The sequence below is a fragment of the Ralstonia sp. 22086 genome (genome assembly GCF_052045975.1).
In the GTDB taxonomy this organism is placed as follows: domain Bacteria; phylum Pseudomonadota; class Gammaproteobacteria; order Burkholderiales; family Burkholderiaceae; genus Ralstonia; species Ralstonia wenshanensis.
Genome location: NZ_JBQEPZ010000004.1, coordinates 351,069 through 368,433, shown reverse-complemented (window position 1 = coordinate 368,433; position 17,365 = coordinate 351,069). Strand labels below are relative to the sequence as shown.

Below are 17,365 nucleotides of genomic sequence, written 5' to 3'. Positions count from 1 at the left end.
GGCAGAACCGGTCGGGCGTTTTTTCTTACGAGCAAAGCGGTATCAGGCGCGTTGCGGCACGGCGCGCGGCGCACGCTTGGTGTCGTGCGCTTGCACGTCGTCATGTACGTGTTCGACTTCATCCAGATAGCGCGTGTGCCAGCCGCTGGCCACGCCCCAGTGATAGAAGAACAGCGAGAGCACCGCCACGATGCCCATGTCCCAGCCGTAGGGGATGTAGCCGTGGCCGCCGAACTCCGTGCTGCCGCAGTAGGACAGCGCGGCGATGGTCGGCAGGTAGGCGATCATCCACCACGCGCCCTTGAGTTCCGTCTTGAAGTCGGGCCAGCCGGCCTTGGCCTGGTAGTAGAAGTACACGGGCAGCGCCACCAGCATCAGCACGATGATCTCGCCCGTCAGCGGCCACTTGGCCCAGTACAGGATGAGCGATGCGCACACAAACGCGAACGGCGCGATGAGCGAGAGCCCCGGCAGACGCAGCGGGCGATGCAGTTGCGGCGACGTGCGGCGAAGCGACATCACGCTGATCGGGCCGGTCAGGTACGAAATGACCGTCGCCACCGAGATGACAGCCGCCAGCGCGCCCCAGCCACGGAAGAAGAACAGGAAGATGAACGACACCGCCAGGTTGAACCACATGGCCGGACGCGACACGCCAAACAGCGGATGCACGCGGCCGAAGATGGCCGGCATGGTGTTGTTGCGCTCCATCGCGTAGATCATGCGCGTGGTGGTGGCCATGTACGTGCTGCCGGTGCCCGACGGGCTGACGAACGCATCGATGTACAGCACGATGGCCAGCCAGTTCAGGTTCAGCGCAATCGCCAGTTGGGCGAACGGCGAGTGGTAATCAATGCCGTGCCAGCCATTGACGAGCGACTCAGGCGGCACCGCACCGAGGAAGGCCACCTGCAGCGCCACGTAGATCACCGCCGCCAGCAGGATCGAACCGATCACCGCGATGGGCACGTTGCGGCCCGGGTTGCGCGCCTCGCCCGCAAGGTTGATCGGGCTCTGGAATCCGTTGAACGCAAACACGATGCCGCTCGTGGCAATGGCGGTCAGCACCGCAGACCAGCCGTAGGGGGCGAACCCTTGTCCTGCCACATTCGCGGCCGTGCTACCGCCAAAGTTGCCCGGGTGGAAACCGGCTGCAACCAGCGCCACCGCTGTCGCGGCCGGAATGATGAACTTGAAGATCGTGATGGCGTTGTTCGCCTTGGCAAACACCTTCACGCCCCAGTAGTTCAGCAGGAAGTACACGACGACGAGCACGGCCGACAGCACCAGCCCAGGCGGCGTCAGCTCACCGTGCTGGAAGAGCGACTGCGCCCAGGGCCACGGCCAACTGCTCATGTACTGGATGGAGGCTTCGGCCTCGATGGGGATGACGGTGACGATGGCGATCCAGTTTGCCCAGGCCGCCACGAAGCCCACCAGTGAGCCATGCGAGTAGCGCGCATAGCGCACCATGCCGCCCGATTCCGGGAACATCGCGCCCAGTTCGGAATACGTCAGGGCAATGGCCAGGATGACGACTGCGCCGATGATCCAGGTGAAGATGGCAGCGGGGCCCGCCACCTTTGCAGCGTGGCCGGCGCCGAACAGCCAGCCGGAGCCGATGATCGAGCCCAGCCCGGTCAGCATCAATGCCCAGGCGCCCAGATTGCGTTGTACGTTTTTTTCCAAGAGGAGTCTCCGCCCCGGCGAGTCGGAAGTTCGACAGGGCATCGCGGTTGCTTACCAGTCCGCTTAGTTCTACCGAGGCGACGCTGTTTGGGCGTCGCCCGCCGTCCCGTGTGGTGGGTGTCACCAGCCTGGGACATGCGTGTGCCGGATGATGCGTAGCATCAACCGCACCCGTCCGGCCGCGATGAAAGGCAAAACACGGTGTCTGCCTTCCGGGGGGATTCGCGTATAGTCATCGACGACGTTGTGCGGGGTGCCGCACTTGCCGCCCGATTTCCGGAGCCCGCAATGGGGCGCAATGATAGCGAAATCGTGAACGGTTGCACCGCCTTTTTCATCGTTCCTCGCAGTTTTTTCTCCCCATGGAGTCCTCTTTCGCCACTTCGGTTGCACCTGCGTCACCTGCGCAGTGGCACCGGCGCGTGCTGACGCTGGCGTTTCCCATCGTGCTGGCCAACCTGACGCAGCCGATCCTCTCGGCGGTGGATACCGCCGTGGCCGGTCATCTGCCGGGGCCGGAATACATTGGCGGCGTGGCGCTGGGCGGGGTCTTCTTCAATTTTGTGTTCTGGGGCTTTGGCTTTCTGCGCATGGGCACCACGGGGCTGGTGTCGCAGGCACACGGCGCGGGCGACACGCAGGCGTTGCGGGCGAGCGTGGTGCGCGCGCTGCTGCTGGCCTTTGCCATTGGAGCGGCATTGCTGGTGCTGCAGGTGCCGGCGATCCGCATCACGCTGGCGCTGCTCGGTGCGAGCGAATCCGTCACCCGCATGGCCGAGATGTATTGCCACGCGCGCATCTGGTCGGCGCCGTTTGCGCTGGCCAACTACGTGGTGCTCGGCACGCTGCTCGGGCGTCAGCAGGTGCGGCGGGCGCTGCTGCTGCAGGTGTTCATCAACACCGTCAACATGGCGGCAGTGCTGGCTCTGGTGCTGGGGGCAGGCTTGGGCGTGGGCGGTATTGGCGCGGCAACGGCGCTGGCCGACATTGCGGGGTTTGGGCTCGGCATGCTGCTGCTCTGGCTGCAACGGCCCACTGGTCTGCCGACGCTCACCCTCGCTGAATTGCTGGCCCGCGACGCCTGGCGTCGCCTGATGGGCCTGAACACCGACATCTTCCTGCGCACGCTTTGCCTCCTGGCCGCCTTCGGCTGGTTTGCCCACGCGGGCGCCAAGCAGGGCGATGTGGTGCTGGCTGCCAACGCGCTGCTGCTCAATTTCCTGACCTTCATGGCCTACGGGTTGGACGGCTTCGCACACGCGGCCGAAGCGCTGGTGGGCGCCGCCATGGGTGCGCGGGACCGCGCTGCGCTGCGCATGGCGATTCGCGTGTCGACGTTCTGGTCGGTGCTTGGCGCTGGGCTTTTTGCCGCCGTGTATGCGCTGGCCGGCGCCGGCATCATCGGCGTGCTGACCGATCAGCCTGCCGTGCGCGAAGCCGCGCGCCACTATCTGGTGTGGGCGGCGTTGCTGCCGATCGTGTCGGTATGGGGCTTCCAGTTTGACGGCGTGTTCATCGGCGCGACGCGCACCCGTGAACTGCTGGTGACAATGGCCGCGGCGGCTGCCGCGTTCTGGGGCCTGTCGGTCACGCTGCAGCCGCTGTGGGGCAACCACGGGCTGTGGTTGTCGATGCTGGGGTTCATGGCCTTGCGCGGGCTGATGCTTGGGGTGCTGCTGCCGCGCGTGTGGCGCGCGCCCGAACTGCAGGCGGCCTAGGCGGCGCCAATCTGCAGCGCCTACTGCTGCGCGTATTCCACCACCAGCAACGCCGTCGCCACCGTCTTGCCGGCGTTCGAGATGGCGTGCTGCACATCCCCCGGATAGCGCGCCGATTCCCCGTGCCGCACCTTCTTCTCACTCGGGCCGGATTGCACCGTCACCGTGCCGCTGAGCACCGAGATGTGCTCCTTCGAGCCCAGCTCGTGAGGCTCTGACGCCAGCATGCCGCCGGGCTGGATCGCCAGTTCATACCATTCAAAGCGCGCCGCAAGGTCCACCGGGCCAAGAATCTTCAATTCGCACTTGCCATCCGGGCTTTTGATGACTGGGATGGAGTGAGCGGGAATGACCGTCACCGCGGGCGCCGCATCGGCCGCGCCTTCAGGCGAGAGGAAATCCGCCAGCCCGACGCCGAGCGCGGTGGCCAGGCGCCACAGCACCGCGACGGTCGGGTTGGCCAGGTTGCGCTCGACCTGCGAGAGCATGGATTTGGACACGCCCGCGCGCCGCGACAGTTCATCGAGCGACAGCTTGCGCGCCTGGCGCAGCGCTTGCAGCTTGGCGCCAACGGCGGGCGGCCCGTCGGCGAGGACATCGGTGGCGGGGGCTTGTGCCATCGGTTGGTATCTTGTAAATTGAACAAATTATTCGATATATCGAACATGTTCGATTTATCGATCAACGCAGTCTACAGGAGCAGCACCATGGGGACAACGCAAGCCAACGCCTCCACCGACGCTTTCTACGCGCACATCCGCCGCGAACTGGAGGCGATCGAGGAAGCCGGTCTCTACAAGACCGAGCGCATCATCACCTCGCCGCAGGGCGCCGTGATCCGCACGGCTGACGGCAAGGAGGTCATCAACCTCTGCGCCAACAATTACCTCGGCTTGTCGTCGCACCCGGAGGTGCTGAAGGCGGCGCACGAGGCGCTCGACACGCATGGCTTTGGCCTGAGCTCGGTGCGCTTCATCTGCGGCACGCAAGACCTGCACAAGACGCTGGAAGCGCGGCTGGCGAAGTTTCTCGGCACGGAAGACACCATCCTCTACGGCTCGGCATTCGATGCCAACGGTGGCTTGTTCGAAACGCTGCTTGGGGCCGAAGACGCCGTCATCAGCGACGAGTTGAACCACGCGTCCATCATTGATGGCATCCGCCTGTGCAAGGCGCAACGCTATCGCTACAAGCACAACGACCTGGAGGATCTGCGCGCGCAATTGCAGGCAGCCGATGCGGCGGGCGCGCGCTTCAAGCTTGTGTTTACTGACGGCGTGTTCTCGATGGACGGCACCATCGCGCGGCTGGATGAAATCCGCGCCATCTGCGACGAGTTCGGCGCGCTGCTCGGCATTGACGAATGCCATGCCACGGGCTTCCTTGGCAAGCGCGGCCGCGGCTCGCACGAGCACCGCGGCGTGTTCGGCAAGATCGACATCATTACCGGCACGCTGGGCAAGGGCCTGGGCGGCGCGTCGGGCGGTTTCACGAGCGCGCGCAAGGAAGTGGTGGCGCTGCTGCGCCAGCGCTCGCGGCCGTATCTGTTTTCGAACACGGTGGCGCCGTCCATTGTCGGGGCCACCATCAAGGTGCTCGATCTGCTGGAAGCCGACACCGCGCTGCGTGACAAGTTGGAAGACAGCGCGCTGTATTTCCGCCGCAAGATCGTCGAGCTGGGCTTCGATATCAAGCCGGGCGACCACCCGATCGTGCCGATCATGGTGTATGACGCGCAGAAGGCGCAGGCGCTGTCCAAACGCCTGCTGGAGTTAGGCGTGTATGTGGTTGGCTTCTTCTACCCGGTGGTGCCCAAGGGGCAGGCGCGCATCCGCGTGCAGATCAGCGCGGTGCACGAGCGCGCGCAACTCGACGCGGCGCTCAAGGCGTTTGAAACCGCCGGCAAGGAACTGGGGATCATCTGATGAGCACCGGTACGAGCGCGAATTTTGGAACGGCGCCGCGCATCCTCATCATCGGCGCCAATGGGCAATTGGGGACGGAGCTGGCCGCCGCGCTGGCCGAGCGCTATGGCACTGGCAACGTCGTGACGAGCGACATGGTGCCCCGTGGCCGCCACCCGCAGATCCGTCACGAAACGCTGGATGTGACCGATCGCGGCCAGTTGCGCGAGATCATCGAGCGCCACGGCATCACGCAGATCTATCACCTGGCTGCAGCGCTGTCGGCCGCGGCAGAGCAGTCGCCCACGTGGGGCTGGGCGCTCAATATGAACGGTCTGCTGAATGTGCTGGAGGCGGCGCGCAATCATCAGCTTGAGCGCATCTTCTGGCCCAGCTCGATTGCCGCGTTCGGGCCCACCACGCCTGCGGACAACACCCCGCAGAGCACGATCATGGAGCCCAAGACCGTCTATGGCATTTCCAAGCTGGCGGGCGAAGGCTGGTGCCGCTGGTATTTCGAGCACCACGGCGTCGATGTGCGCAGCCTGCGTTATCCGGGGCTGATCTCGTACAAGACCGCACCGGGCGGCGGCACGACGGACTACGCGATCGACATCTTCCATTCGGCCGTGAAGGGCGAGCGCTATACGTGCTTCCTGGAGCACGATGAGGCGCTTCCCATGATGTATATGCCGGACGCCGTGCGCGCCACCATCGAGTTGATGGAGGCCCCGGCCGAGCGCATCAGCCAGCGCGGCAGCTACAACCTGGCAGGCGTGAGCTTTACGCCCGAGCAACTGGCGGCCGAGATCCGCCGGCATCGTCCGTCGTTCGAGGTGGCGTATGCGCCGGATTTCCGCCAGGCGATCGCGGCCAGTTGGCCGAATTCCATCGACGATTCGGTCGCCCGGCGCGACTGGGGCTGGAAGCCCGAATACGGTGTGGCGGAGATGACGACCGACATGCTGCAGAACCTCGCCCACCTGGCTGCGCATCCAGCCTAGGCAGCTTCAGTTAGGGGAATTGCGGGCATTGCAGGGCGCTGTTTTGTGTTTCGCTTCGATCGGTTGTGTTCAACAATGCAGCATGGCCATCACTTCTCGTCCCTGCCGCATGTCTTGTTCGACACCCGACCCCGCGCCGCGCCATCGCGACGATCCGCAGCCCGCCAAGCGCACCTGGTGGGTGCCGGTGTTGCGCATGTCGGTGGCCGCGGGCGCGGTGGCGGCCATTCCACACACGTCGATCCAACTGCCCTTTTCCGACGGTGCCTGGATGCTGCATACGGCTGCGGGCATCATCTTCATGGTGGGCGCCATCGACAGCCTCTTCCTCTTTGCCATGCGCCATAAGCCCTGAAGGGGGCGCATCGGTCATCTATCCACCGCCGGCATGCCTGTGATGTGGCGTCTGCCGCGCTCGCTCGGTAAGTTTTAAAACAGGTTGTAAAAACGTTCAGTGGACAACCGGCGGCATGATCGGGCCGGTCGTCACACGTCGCGAATTCGTAACTGAATCGTTACAGAAATGAAGTGAATTTGCGGCATCGCACCAATCGATGCCGCGGCCCGCCAATCCTTTGCCACAGCGGGTTTCGCCCGCCTTCTGCACGTCATCATTTGTGCCGCAAGTGTAAGCAGATGTTGCGCTGCACGGAGGTGGCCCGATGCTTGCTCTATGTCGTGCGGTCACTCTGCATGTGCAAGGCAATTCCGCCACCTGCAGAACAGGTTTTTCCCATAAGCGGATCCGGAACCGGATTGGTCCCCACGGCCCCACGGTCCCCACGGCATTCGCACTTCGCTTCTCCAGAGCCGGCGCATCGCTGGCGGCAGGGCGCTTTCTCTCGGACGGTCCCGGGGTTTCGACGGTCATATGCGTGCTCGCCCGCAGCGGCTGGCTTGTGCGCGCCTGACCGGAATCGCTTCACAAGAAAACGAGGAAACCATGAAAGCAGTCCTGCTGGAGAATCATCCCTTGCTACGGGCCGGACTTGCGCAGTTGCTGGCGCATCCCACCCTCGGCCTGGAGGTCGTCGCCCCGGCATTGCCTGCGGGCATCCCTGGCGAACTGCACGCGTTCGATGAGCGAGCTGATCTGCTCGTCATCGGGCTGGACGAGGCCGAGGGCCCGTTCAACGCTGGTCAATTCGCTGCCCAATTGCGCGAAGCGATGGACGCCAGCGAGGCCAGCCGCGTGGTGCTGCTGGCCGCCAGCCTGTCTGCTGAAGAAGCGCACGCTGCCATGACGTGCGGTGTCGATGCCTACTGCGCCAAATCGCAATCGCCGGAAGTCTTGCTGGCCACGCTGCGGCTTGTGCTGGCCGGCGGCCAGTCGTATCCGGCCCTGATACCGCGTGCAGCCGATGCAGCCATGCCGATGCTCTCGCTGGATGCGTCCGAAGCGGCGCAGCGGCTGAATGTGTCGCTACGGCAGTACGAAGTGCTGGTGCTGCTCTCGCGCGGGCACTCCGTCAAGGGTGTCGGCCGCCTGCTGGGCATTTCGGAAGCCACCGTCAAGACGCATGCGTGCACGCTGTATCGACGCCTGAACGTGCGCAACAAGAGCGAAGCGGTGTATGCCGCCATGCGCTTGGGTATTCCGCTGGAACTGCAGGGCGGGGCTGCCGCCACCATTAGCGCTGCATCCGCACAGACATCGGTCCAGGTGTCTGGAGATGCGCAAGACGCAGACGTGTTCGTGCAAACCGCTGCACGCACATCGACTCCGCTCCAGGCCGGCGTACCGGCCCGAGATGCGGTGATGGCGTCTTCCTCCCCCCAGCCGGGGGCGTCCGAACGGACCACCACGTCGGTGACCGCATCGGGCGCTGAACTGGGCGCCGAATCGCGCTGGGCTGCCATGACGCGAGCCTTTGGGGGCGTGACGCCTGCCAAGCCGATGCGCGCCCCGGTGCGCGCCGCCAACGGTACGGCCCGCCTCGGCTGACTCAGCCCCGGCAGCCCTTCATGCAATGCGGATGGCGTGCGCCCGCACGCGCCGCCCACTGGACATGACAACAATGACAACCCACGAGCCACTCTCCTGGAGCCTGCCGGCCGCGCGCACCAGCGCGGCCGCGGCATGGCATCCCCGCCGCTGCGCTATTGCTGCTGCCACCGTTGTGGTGGTCGGCACGGTGCCGATGATCGCGCACGCCGCGACCGACGATGCTTCCAACGCGGCCACGCGCCGCTTGATCGATTCGCAACTGACCGACGCCGCCGCCAAGGGCCCGGCCACGTTTGCATCCACGACCGTCATCGCCGGAGGTGACGACGTGCCGGCGTCTCCGGCCAACACGCTGCTCGTTGCGCAACAGGCGGTGCCGCCGGCAGATTCGTCCGTCAAGACATCGCCCGCGGCAACCGCACCGGCCGCCGCCTCGCCAATGCCTGCTGTTGAGGCAGCGCCGCCCGCACCTCGGCCCGCATCGCCGTCGCCCACGGTGATCTTGCCGCCGGGCACGCCTGCACCGGATACGTCTGCACAGGCGCCGGCCATGCCTTCAGGCCCGAGCGCTCAAGGGCCCGGCGCGCTCGAACCGCTGCAGGTGTCGCCGGAAGCGGCCAATGCGGCGGCCACCCATGCCGCTGGCAATGCGCCCGACAACGCGCCCGTAGGCGCGATGCCAACCGACCGTCAGGCGTTCCACGACGAGGTCATGCGGGAGTCGCGCGAGGGCGCGGCCACGCTTGCGCAAGAAAACCTGCGCCAGCATCCGGACTGGTTCAAGGAAAGCGAATCGTGGCACGTCGACCATGCCGCCGCCGCGCAGCGCATCCGCTGGGGGCGTCAGCAGTTGAAGGTCATCAACGGGCCGGAGCGCTTCGTCATCATCGATCAGGCGGTGGCCGAAATCGAGGCGCTGCTTAAGAAGGTGCCCGATACGCCGGAAAACGCAGAGTTCCGCCAGCAGATCGTGGCCGATGAAGTGGTGGCACTGGCTTCGCGCGGGCGCATGAAAGACGCCGTCAAGCGCTACGAAGCCATGTCGCAGACGGGCAAGGTTCCGGCCTACACACGTGTGGCAGCAGGGGATGCCTACGCGTATCTCGATACGCCGGACAAGGCCGCCGACGCCTACGCCCGCGCGCTCAAGGATGCGAGCCCCGGCGAGATCGAAACGGGCGATGTTCAGGAAGGCCTGTTCTACGCCATGCTCGACACCGGCCGCTTTGAAGAGGCCCGCGCGCTGCTCGACAAGATGAAGGCCGACAACCCGGAATACGTGCGCCTGGCGCCGGAAGCCGGTACGCCCAATCCCGATTACTCGCGCATCAAGCGTCTGGAAGCGCAGTACCTGATCCTGACGGGCCGCACGCACCAGGGCATTGCCGAGCTGGACAAGTGGCGGCACGAAGCGCCGTTCGCCGCCTCGCTCGTCAGCGCACGTGCCGACGGCGCGATGGTGCAGACCGAGCCGTATCGCTCGCGTGACATGTACAAGACGGCGCTTGCAGAGCACCCGGATGACCTGAGCGTGGTGGCCGGCTATGGCCGCGCGTCGCTGGCGGTGGACGATCTGAAGACCGCCAAGAACGTCGCCAACGGGCTGGACGAACGCTTTCCGGAGAATGGCTCGGTGCGTGCGCTGCGCAAGGATCTGGACGTCTATCAGAGCCCGCAGCTCATCATCCAGTCGACGGCGGACAAGGGCAATTCGGCGTTCGCCAACAACGAGTACGGTATCGACACCAAGGCATACAGCGGGCCGTTTGCAGACCACTATCGGCTGTTCTTCCACAACTTTGCGGGCCGCGCGCAGTTTGACGGCGCATCGGAGAGCCGCGTGCGCAACGGCGCGGGCCTGCAGTGGTTCGACACCGGCGTCGAGGTGAACGGCGAGGTGCACCAGTCTGTCGGCGCGGCTGGCAAGACCGGCGGCACCCTGGATGCCACGTGGATACCCAGTGACCACTGGAAGGTGTCGGGCATGGTCACCAACGATGACCTGGAAGTGCCCTACAAGGCGTACCAGGTGGGCGTGACCGGCAAGAGCGTCAGCGGCAACGTTCGCTACACCTGGGACGAAACGCGCTACGCATCGCTCACGTACGGCGTGTCGCGCTACACCGACGACAACCTGCGCCAGCGCGTGGCAGCCAACTTCTACCAGCAGGTGTTCACCTCGCCGCGGCACACCATCGGCGTGTTGTTCGGGGCCGATACCAGCCGCAACACGATGACGGGCCTGAACTACTTCAGCCCGTCGCGCGACTACAGCGGCCAGGCCACGGCCATCTGGTCGTGGACGCCCTGGCGCTACGCCGACAAGTCGTTCACGCAGCGCGTGTACCTGACCGGTGGCATGTACAACCAGCAGTCGTTCGGCAGCAGCCCGATGGTCGAAGCGCGGCTGGAGCACGTGTGGCAAATCAATCGCAAGACGCAGGTGTCCTACGGCATCGGCTTTGGTCGCCATCGCTACGACGGCCAGCCCGAGAACCGCAAGTTCCTGTACCTGAACCTCAACATTCCGCTGTGATGCCCATGCAAGCTCTCCGACAACCGTCATTGCGACGATTCTTCGCCTGGATGGCACCGAGACTGGCGCTGGCCCTGACGTTGGCTTTCCTTGCCGCCGTTCGACCGGCCGCCGCCGTTCAGGTGGACTTCCTGCCCAAGCCCGATCCGGATGACGGCAAGACGTTCCGCGTGCTGTGCTTTCACGACATCCGCGACAACCTGCGTGCCAGTTTCGAGAAGCTGCCCGATGGGTTTGCCGTCGATACCAAGATGCTGACGAACATGTTCAGCTGGATCCAGGCCAACGGCTACCACCCGGTCACGCTCGCGCAGATCGACGCCGCGCGCCACGGCGGCAAGCCGCTGCCCAAGCGCCCGATCCTGCTGACGTTCGATGACGGCTATGAAAGCCACTACACGAAGGTCTTCCCGCTGCTCAAGCAGTTCCGGTTCCCCGCCGTGTTCGGGCTGGTCACGGAGTGGACCAACGCACCTGCGGGCGCGAAGATCAAGCTGTCGGACAAGCAGATCGTGCCACGTGACTTTTTCATGAACTGGAACCAGATCCGCGAGATGCAGGCCTCGGGGCTGGCCGAGTTCGCCACCCACACGGCGGACATGCACCACGGTGCGCTGGGCAACCCGCAGGGCAACGAGATGCCGGCGGCTACCACGCACGAATATCTGCGCAATCTGGGCCGTTATGAAACCGACGACGAGTACCGCAAGCGCGTGCATGACGACCTGCAGCGCAGCATCGACCTGATCCAGAAGAACGTGGGCACCAAGGTGCAGACGGTGGTGTGGCCGTATGGCGCCCACAACCAGATGCTCGACCAGGAAGCCGCCAACGTGGGCCTGAAGTACATGCTGACGCTGGAGCCGGGTCCGAACACGCCGGACGTGCCGCTCACCGCCATCCGCCGCAGCCTGATGGGCTACGACACCGACACCGGTGATCTGGAGCGCTCGCTGCGCGAGCCTGTGACGCACCACGGTGAGATCAACCCCGTGCAGCGCGTGGTTCAGGTCGACATGGATTACATCTACGACCCGGACCCGAAGCAGCAGGAAGCCAACCTCGGCAAGCTGATCGACCGCATCAAGGACCTCGCGCCGCGTGTGGTGTATCTGCAGGCATTCGCCGACCCGAAGGGCAACGGCGCAGTGGACGCCGTGTACTTCCCGAACCGGCACATGCCGATGCGTGCAGACCTGTTCTCGCGCGTGTCGTGGCAGTTGAAGACGCGTGCAAAGGTAGAGGTATACGCGTGGCTGCCGATGCTGTCGTACAAACTGCCGGCCAACAATCCGGCGGCCACGCACTTGGTGCAGTCGCTGCCGGGCGCGCCGCAGAAGCCGGGCACCGTCAAGCCGCCGCGCCTGTCGCCGTTCGATCCGCAGGCGCGCCAGATGATTCGGGACATCTATGAGGACCTGGCCAAGAACTCGATCATCGACGGCGTGCTGTTCCACGACGACGGCGTGCTCGACGACTACGAAGATGCCAGCCCCGCCGCGCTCAAGGCCTACGAGGCCATGGGCCTGCCCGGCGATATCAACAAGATTCGCCAGTCGCCCGAGCTGATGCAGAAGTGGTCGCGCGCCAAGACCGCTGCGTTGATCTCGTTCTCGAAAGAGCTGATCGCGGTGGCGCAGGGCTATCAGAACGGCCGCGACATGCTGACTGCGCGCAACATCTTTTCGGGGCCGGTGCTCGATCCGAAGGCTGAAACGTGGACGGCGCAGAACTATGACGACTTCCTGGAGGCGTACGACTACGTGGCGCTCGAAGCCATGCCGTACATGGAAGAGGCCAAGGACCCGAAGGACTGGATGAAGAAGCTGACCGCCGCCGTGGCCAAGCACAAGGATGGCCTGAAGAAGACCATCTTCGAGCTGCAGGCGGTGGACTGGCGCAATCAGGACAAGCCGATCCCCACGACCGAGTTGCGTGACCAGATGCGCGCACTGCGCTCGGCAGGGGCGCTCAACTATGGCTACTACCCGGATGACTTCATTGCCGGCCGGCCCGATACCGAGGTGCTGCGCGATGTGATGTCGCTCAAGACGTATATCGAGACGCGCAAGCCGCCCGGCGGCAATAAGGCCAGCGTTGAGAAGCTCGAGAGCAGCGCCGCACCGCAGAGCCCGTCGCCCAATGGCAACGCCGCGGGTGCAGACAAGAAGCCCGCGACCACCGAAGCGGCAGCGCCGTCCCACGCAAACAAGGCGGGAGGCTGAGATGGTGGACGCACTCACCGCCAAGCGCTGGATCTCTGGCTTTGTCTTCTACTACCCGTTCTTCATGTCGTATTTCTGGATGATCGGCGGGTTGCTGCACTACTTCCTGCTCGAGCGCGGCACGCAGAATGTGCGGCATCCGCTGGCACTCCTTGGGGTGAAGAGCTACCCCAAGGTGTCGATCATCGTGCCTTGCTACAACGAAGAGGCTAATGTGCGCGAGGTGATCAGCCACCTCGCACGCATGCGGTATCCGAACTACGACATCATCGCCGTGAACGACGGCAGCTCCGACCGCACCGGTGAACGACTCAACGAACTGGCTGCGGAATACCCGCAGCTGGTGGTGATCCACCAGTCGTCGAACCAGGGCAAGGCAATTGGCCTCACCACCGCCGCGCAGGTGACAGACGCCGAATACCTGATGTGCATCGATGGCGATTCGATCCTGGACGTGGATGCCATTGCCTGGATGATTCGCCACCTGATGGAGAACCCGACCATTGGCGCGGTGACGGGCAACCCGCGCATCCGCACGCGTTCCACCCTGCTGGGGCGCATGCAGGTGGGCGAGTTCTCGTCGATCGTGGGGCTCATCAAGCGCACGCAGCAGGTCTATGGCCGGCTGCTGACGGTGTCGGGCGTGGTCGTGATGTTCCGCAAGCACGCCATCGAGGATGTCGGCTACTGGAGCAATGACATGCTCACCGAGGACATCGACATCAGCTGGAAGCTGCAGGTGGGCGGCTGGATGATCCGCTACGAGCCGCGCGCGCTGTCGTGGATCCTGATGCCCGAGACCTTCCGCGGCCTCTACAAGCAGCGCCTGCGATGGGCCAAGGGCGGCATCCAGGCGCTCATCAAGTACGCGCCGGCCATGGCGAGCCTGCGGCAATCGATGATGTGGCCGATCTTCTTCGAGTACGCACTGTCGGTGGTGTGGGCGTACAACATGCTGATCGTCATCACGTGGTCGATGGTCGGCTTCTTCGTCGAGTTGCCTCCCGAATGGCGCATGGAAGCACTCCCGCGCTGGCATGGCACGCTGCTCTTCATCACCTGCGTGCTGCAGTTGCTGATCGGCTGCTTTATCGATCGCCGCTACGACGACAACATCCTGCGCTACTTCATCGACACCGTCTGGTATCCGGTTGCGTTCTGGATCCTGAACCTTGTCACCACGGTGGTCGGCTTTCCGGCCGTCGCCTTCCAGCGTACCCGTGCCCGTGCCCGCTGGACGAGCCCCGACCGGGGCATCCAACAACAACAGGGGAATTCGCCATGACCATGCTCGTCATTGATGTTTCGCGAAACTCGATCCGACAGTCGTTCTCGGACAAGGGTGTCGTCGGGACCTTGCACCATGTGCTGTGGTTCCGCATCTTCCGTCCGGTGCTCGTGATCTCGATCTGGGGCCTGCTGGGCCTGTACGTGGGCTACTCCATCAGCAGCGTGGGCCCCAGCGGCCTGCCATTCGAGCAACTGCGCATGTACGGCAACATCATCGCCGGCATGGGCGGGGTGCTCGTGGTGTGGATGGTTCTGTCGCGGCTGGATCGTGCCATTCGCCGCAGGCTCGTGCGTGCGCCGGCAATGCCGGCTCCATCCGCCGGGGCCGCAGCTCGCGCGTCGCGCGGGGCGTTGCATGCGCAGCAGCCCGCGTGGCAGCGTCCGCGCAACACGCGCCTGCTGGTGGTCGATCACGACGACGACGGCGATATCACCCATGTGCGCTCATGGCAGGAGTGGGCGGGCCGCCCTGCACCTGCCGGCACCGCCACGCCGCCCACACCCTTCACCCGCAGCCCGGAATACGACCCGGAAGAGCCGGTACTGGGCGCCCGCCCCGTCAGCGAGGCGATCGTGCTGGAGAACCTCGATCGGGAAGAGCCTTCGCTGGCGCGCGTTGATGCACCTGCACAACAACCGCGCGACGTGGTGAAGGCCGTGGATGCGGTGACAGCCGAGGCCTCGGGCTTCCATCGCTTCGGCTACCGCGGGCGTCTGGGCCGCAACGATTGGGTCGAGCCGCAAGCGCCCGAATCGGCTGCGTCCCCTGTGCAGACGTACGCGATGCGGCCCGGCATGGCCCGCCATTACGGCAGCGTGACCGCAGTGGTGCACGGCCGTGCTGCAGTGCACGCAGCGGACCGAGCCACAGAACGCCATCGCGCGCTGCATGCATTTGGTGCGCATGCACAACTGGACGATCCTTACGCGCGACTCCAACGCGTCGAACGCATTGACCCGCTGCACGGCTTTGGCCGACGCGCCAACATCGTCGCCGACGACGTGTAAGGTCAACGCTCCAGCGCAGCGTGCAGCGCCCCGGTGATGCGAGTCACCGGGGCGCATTCTTTTGTGCAATTGACTTAGCGCAAACGGAGGAGGGCGGCGTTCCCTGCACTGCGCAATCGTTACCGCCCGTGCGCTGTACTGCACGGCAAACGGTTGGTGCCCCATCATCGACCATTGGGTGACATGCCTCCAGTGGGCAACGCACCGATTTGCACTCTTGAATGCGGCTGCGAGCGTGCCTATGCTGGCTTTTCCTGCAAGCCCAGCTGCTCTCTCCCGGTGTTCTTGGCGGCTCTTGCAGTGCTCATGGTGTCAGTGAAAACCAAGCCCACCCCAGTCACGCGTCGCATGCCGTGACCAATAGACAAGCTGGAGACAACTGTGCTGAGTCCCCATGAATTTGCCGTTTTGCTTCTCGTCAACGACGGCGCTGAATCCGACGACCTGGATCGCGCCGATGTCGAAGCGCTCATCGAGCGACAGCTCGTTACGCTGGAGCGCCGTGGCCCCGATCACTGCTATGCCCGGGTAACCCTCCAGGGCTACGTCCTGCTCAAGGCTTCCGGACACGTTCGCACCAACGGCCGCCGTTCGATGGCCGTGTCCCACTAAGCGCACCTTTCTTCATTGCATGCAGCCAGTCGTTGCCTGGGCCTGAGCCCAAGGGCGAGTGACGTGCCTGCGATGTCCCCGCCCGGCGGCTAGCGCAGAAGGCGGGGCGCATCAGCCTCCACCAATCCCTTGAATGATCTTGCCGCTGCCCTCGCACATGGGGCAGGGGCTGCCGTCGTCGCGCTGACCGGTGCCGTTGCACACAGGGCAGACTGCCTCGCCGCTGCTGGGTGCCCCGGGCGCCGCTTCGTCGCCGGGTGCGACGGGCGCTGGAGGCGTGCCTGGGATGGGGTTTTCGTTGTTCATGAGGTGCTCCTGAATGCGCGCGAGTCGGTATGTGTTGCTTCAAGGGTGCGTGGCCGGAATGTTCGGCGGGGTCGCGGGCGGACGCTCGCGGCCGTGCGGGCTGCCCCCGGTTGATCTGTCCTTGACCACGTTGCCGTTTTTGTCCTGATGCGAACTGGAACCCGTTCGCGGAACGTACTCGCCGGAAGGATTGGCCCTGTCGGTGCGAGTGCGGTTGCGCGTGGCGTCACGCCCGGTGGGGCGATCGGTGCGGCTTGTGGTGCCCGTTGCGGTCGTGCTGTTTGCATTGGCTGCGGGTGCGTTGTCGCTGCTGCCGGACTGTGCACCTGTTGCTTGCGCGAACGCGTTGCCGCTGCCCAGGGCAACGAACAGTGCTGCCGCTGCGCAGAACGTGCGTGCGGCATATTGCGTGCAAATCATCATCTGCTCCGGTGAAGTGTCCGTGTCGGTTCCACCGACGCAACTCGCGCGCCCGCGCAGCTACTTGCCGGCAGCAAGCCGCCGCGCATGTTTGAGTGCGGTCACGATGTCGAGATAGGCGCTCTCACGCGCCGCCTGCTCTGGCGCGCGCAGCGCATATGACGGGTGCCATGTCGCCAACACCGTACGGCCTTCATGGCGCAGCGGCTGATTGAAATGCTCTTGCAGGCGCGCATGCGCATCGTCGAGCAACGCCTTCAACGCAGTCGCACCCAACGCCACCACCACCGCCGGCGCTTCCTGCTGCAGCTCGCGCTCCAGCCAGTACATGCAGGCTTGCACCTCGCGCTGGCCAGGCGTCTTGTGCAGACGCCGCTTGCCGCGCAGTTCCCATTTGAAGTGCTTGACCGCGTTGGTGATGAACACCTCGTCCCGCGGGATGCCGGCGTCTTCCAGCGCGCGGTCGAGCAGTTTCCCGGCAGGGCCCACAAACGGCTTGCCGGCCAGGTCTTCGCCGTCACCGGGCTGCTCGCCAACGAGCATGATGCGGGCGCGCCGCTTGCCCTCCCCCGGTACGGCCTGCGTGGCATGCCGCCATAGATCGCAACGGCGGCACGCGTCGAGCGAGTCCGGCTGTTGGTCGGGGTCGGTCTCGTTGCTGGCGGGCGGGGAGGCGGGAGGGGGCTTCTTCATGGGCAGGCAAAT

Annotated in this window: 14 protein-coding genes; 10 read left to right on the top strand and 4 right to left on the bottom strand. The window is 65.0% G+C overall.

Features of this window, described 5'->3' with window-relative positions:
* Positions 1-42 precede the first annotated feature (42 nt).
* The gene (locus ACTJK6_RS19005) at positions 43-1,689 is read right to left on the bottom strand and encodes an APC family permease (protein ID WP_232038956.1); all 1,647 of its coding nucleotides are present in this window, start codon (positions 1,687-1,689) and stop codon (positions 43-45) included.
* Between the two features lie 362 nt (positions 1,690-2,051).
* Between ACTJK6_RS19005 and ACTJK6_RS19000 the strand changes: the two genes are divergently transcribed.
* Positions 2,052-3,407, top strand: a complete 1,356-nt coding sequence (locus ACTJK6_RS19000) for an MATE family efflux transporter (RefSeq protein WP_440839835.1) — start codon at positions 2,052-2,054, stop codon at positions 3,405-3,407.
* Between the two features lie 20 nt (positions 3,408-3,427).
* On the opposite strand, the gene ACTJK6_RS18995 is transcribed toward ACTJK6_RS19000, so the two are convergent.
* A complete protein-coding gene (locus ACTJK6_RS18995; RefSeq protein ID WP_322018022.1) occupies positions 3,428-4,027 on the bottom strand; it encodes a helix-turn-helix domain-containing protein in 600 nt (199 codons plus the stop codon).
* Positions 4,028-4,114: 87 nt separating this feature from the next.
* On the opposite strand from ACTJK6_RS18995, the gene kbl reads away from it, so the two are divergent.
* From kbl to ACTJK6_RS18950, 9 genes are all read left to right on the top strand, one after another.
* Positions 4,115-5,332, top strand: a complete 1,218-nt coding sequence (gene kbl / locus ACTJK6_RS18990; protein ID WP_147217788.1) for a glycine C-acetyltransferase — start codon at positions 4,115-4,117, stop codon at positions 5,330-5,332.
* Entirely contained in the window at positions 5,332-6,315 is a 984-nt protein-coding gene (locus tag ACTJK6_RS18985; RefSeq protein ID WP_232038960.1) for an NAD-dependent epimerase/dehydratase family protein, read from the top strand. Before kbl ends, ACTJK6_RS18985 begins: the two co-directional genes overlap by 1 nt.
* A gap of 109 nt (positions 6,316-6,424) precedes the next feature.
* Entirely contained in the window at positions 6,425-6,670 is a 246-nt protein-coding gene (locus tag ACTJK6_RS18980; protein WP_260803435.1) for a hypothetical protein, read from the top strand.
* Positions 6,671-7,258: 588 nt separating this feature from the next.
* Positions 7,259-8,260 (top strand): response regulator transcription factor, encoded by a 1,002-nt coding sequence (locus ACTJK6_RS18975; protein WP_322018024.1) that lies wholly within the window; start codon positions 7,259-7,261, stop codon positions 8,258-8,260.
* Between the two features lie 73 nt (positions 8,261-8,333).
* Positions 8,334-10,799: a poly-beta-1,6 N-acetyl-D-glucosamine export porin PgaA gene (gene pgaA, locus ACTJK6_RS18970; RefSeq protein WP_322018025.1), complete on the top strand. Its 2,466-nt coding sequence runs from the start codon at positions 8,334-8,336 to the stop codon at positions 10,797-10,799.
* Positions 10,800-10,849: 50 nt separating this feature from the next.
* Positions 10,850-13,024 carry a poly-beta-1,6-N-acetyl-D-glucosamine N-deacetylase PgaB gene (gene pgaB / locus ACTJK6_RS18965; protein WP_316879896.1) on the top strand — a complete coding sequence of 725 codons (2,175 nt, stop codon included), beginning with the start codon at positions 10,850-10,852 and terminating at the stop codon, positions 13,022-13,024.
* A gap of 1 nt (position 13,025) precedes the next feature.
* The gene (gene pgaC, locus ACTJK6_RS18960; RefSeq protein ID WP_232038965.1) at positions 13,026-14,309 is read left to right on the top strand and encodes a poly-beta-1,6-N-acetyl-D-glucosamine synthase; all 1,284 of its coding nucleotides are present in this window, start codon (positions 13,026-13,028) and stop codon (positions 14,307-14,309) included.
* Entirely contained in the window at positions 14,306-15,322 is a 1,017-nt protein-coding gene (locus ACTJK6_RS18955; protein ID WP_260803431.1) for a PgaD family protein, read from the top strand. The genes pgaC and ACTJK6_RS18955 overlap by 4 nt, the downstream gene beginning before the upstream one ends.
* Before the next feature lie 381 nt (positions 15,323-15,703).
* A complete protein-coding gene (locus ACTJK6_RS18950; protein ID WP_232038967.1) occupies positions 15,704-15,934 on the top strand; it encodes a hypothetical protein in 231 nt (76 codons plus the stop codon).
* Positions 15,935-16,045: 111 nt separating this feature from the next.
* Here ACTJK6_RS18950 and ACTJK6_RS18945 read toward each other — a convergent pair whose 3' ends face one another.
* Together ACTJK6_RS18945 and ACTJK6_RS18940 are read right to left on the bottom strand one after the other, a co-directional pair.
* On the bottom strand, positions 16,046-16,240 hold the full coding sequence (locus ACTJK6_RS18945) for a hypothetical protein (RefSeq protein WP_253540313.1): 195 nt from the start codon (positions 16,238-16,240) through the stop codon (positions 16,046-16,048).
* Positions 16,241-16,720: 480 nt separating this feature from the next.
* A complete protein-coding gene (locus ACTJK6_RS18940; protein WP_322018029.1) occupies positions 16,721-17,353 on the bottom strand; it encodes a UdgX family uracil-DNA binding protein in 633 nt (210 codons plus the stop codon).
* Between the last annotated feature and the right edge of the window lie 12 nt (positions 17,354-17,365).

What these genes read in the sequence shown, in the direction of transcription:
- ACTJK6_RS19000 (WP_440839835.1), top strand. Translation starts at nt 2,052, where the DNA reads ATGGAGTCCTCTTTCGCCACTTCGGTTGCACCTGCGTCACCTGCGCAG.
- ACTJK6_RS18995 (WP_322018022.1), bottom strand. Translation starts at nt 4,027, where the DNA reads ATGGCACAAGCCCCCGCCACCGATGTCCTCGCCGACGGGCCGCCCGCC.
- kbl (WP_147217788.1), top strand. Translation starts at nt 4,115, where the DNA reads ATGGGGACAACGCAAGCCAACGCCTCCACCGACGCTTTCTACGCGCAC.
- ACTJK6_RS18985 (WP_232038960.1), top strand. Translation starts at nt 5,332, where the DNA reads ATGAGCACCGGTACGAGCGCGAATTTTGGAACGGCGCCGCGCATCCTC.
- ACTJK6_RS18980 (WP_260803435.1), top strand. Translation starts at nt 6,425, where the DNA reads ATGTCTTGTTCGACACCCGACCCCGCGCCGCGCCATCGCGACGATCCG.
- ACTJK6_RS18975 (WP_322018024.1), top strand. Translation starts at nt 7,259, where the DNA reads ATGAAAGCAGTCCTGCTGGAGAATCATCCCTTGCTACGGGCCGGACTT.
- pgaA (WP_322018025.1), top strand. Translation starts at nt 8,334, where the DNA reads ATGACAACCCACGAGCCACTCTCCTGGAGCCTGCCGGCCGCGCGCACC.
- pgaB (WP_316879896.1), top strand. Translation starts at nt 10,850, where the DNA reads ATGGCACCGAGACTGGCGCTGGCCCTGACGTTGGCTTTCCTTGCCGCC.
- pgaC (WP_232038965.1), top strand. Translation starts at nt 13,026, where the DNA reads ATGGTGGACGCACTCACCGCCAAGCGCTGGATCTCTGGCTTTGTCTTC.
- ACTJK6_RS18955 (WP_260803431.1), top strand. Translation starts at nt 14,306, where the DNA reads ATGACCATGCTCGTCATTGATGTTTCGCGAAACTCGATCCGACAGTCG.
- ACTJK6_RS18945 (WP_253540313.1), bottom strand. Translation starts at nt 16,240, where the DNA reads ATGAACAACGAAAACCCCATCCCAGGCACGCCTCCAGCGCCCGTCGCA.
- ACTJK6_RS18940 (WP_322018029.1), bottom strand. Translation starts at nt 17,353, where the DNA reads ATGAAGAAGCCCCCTCCCGCCTCCCCGCCCGCCAGCAACGAGACCGAC.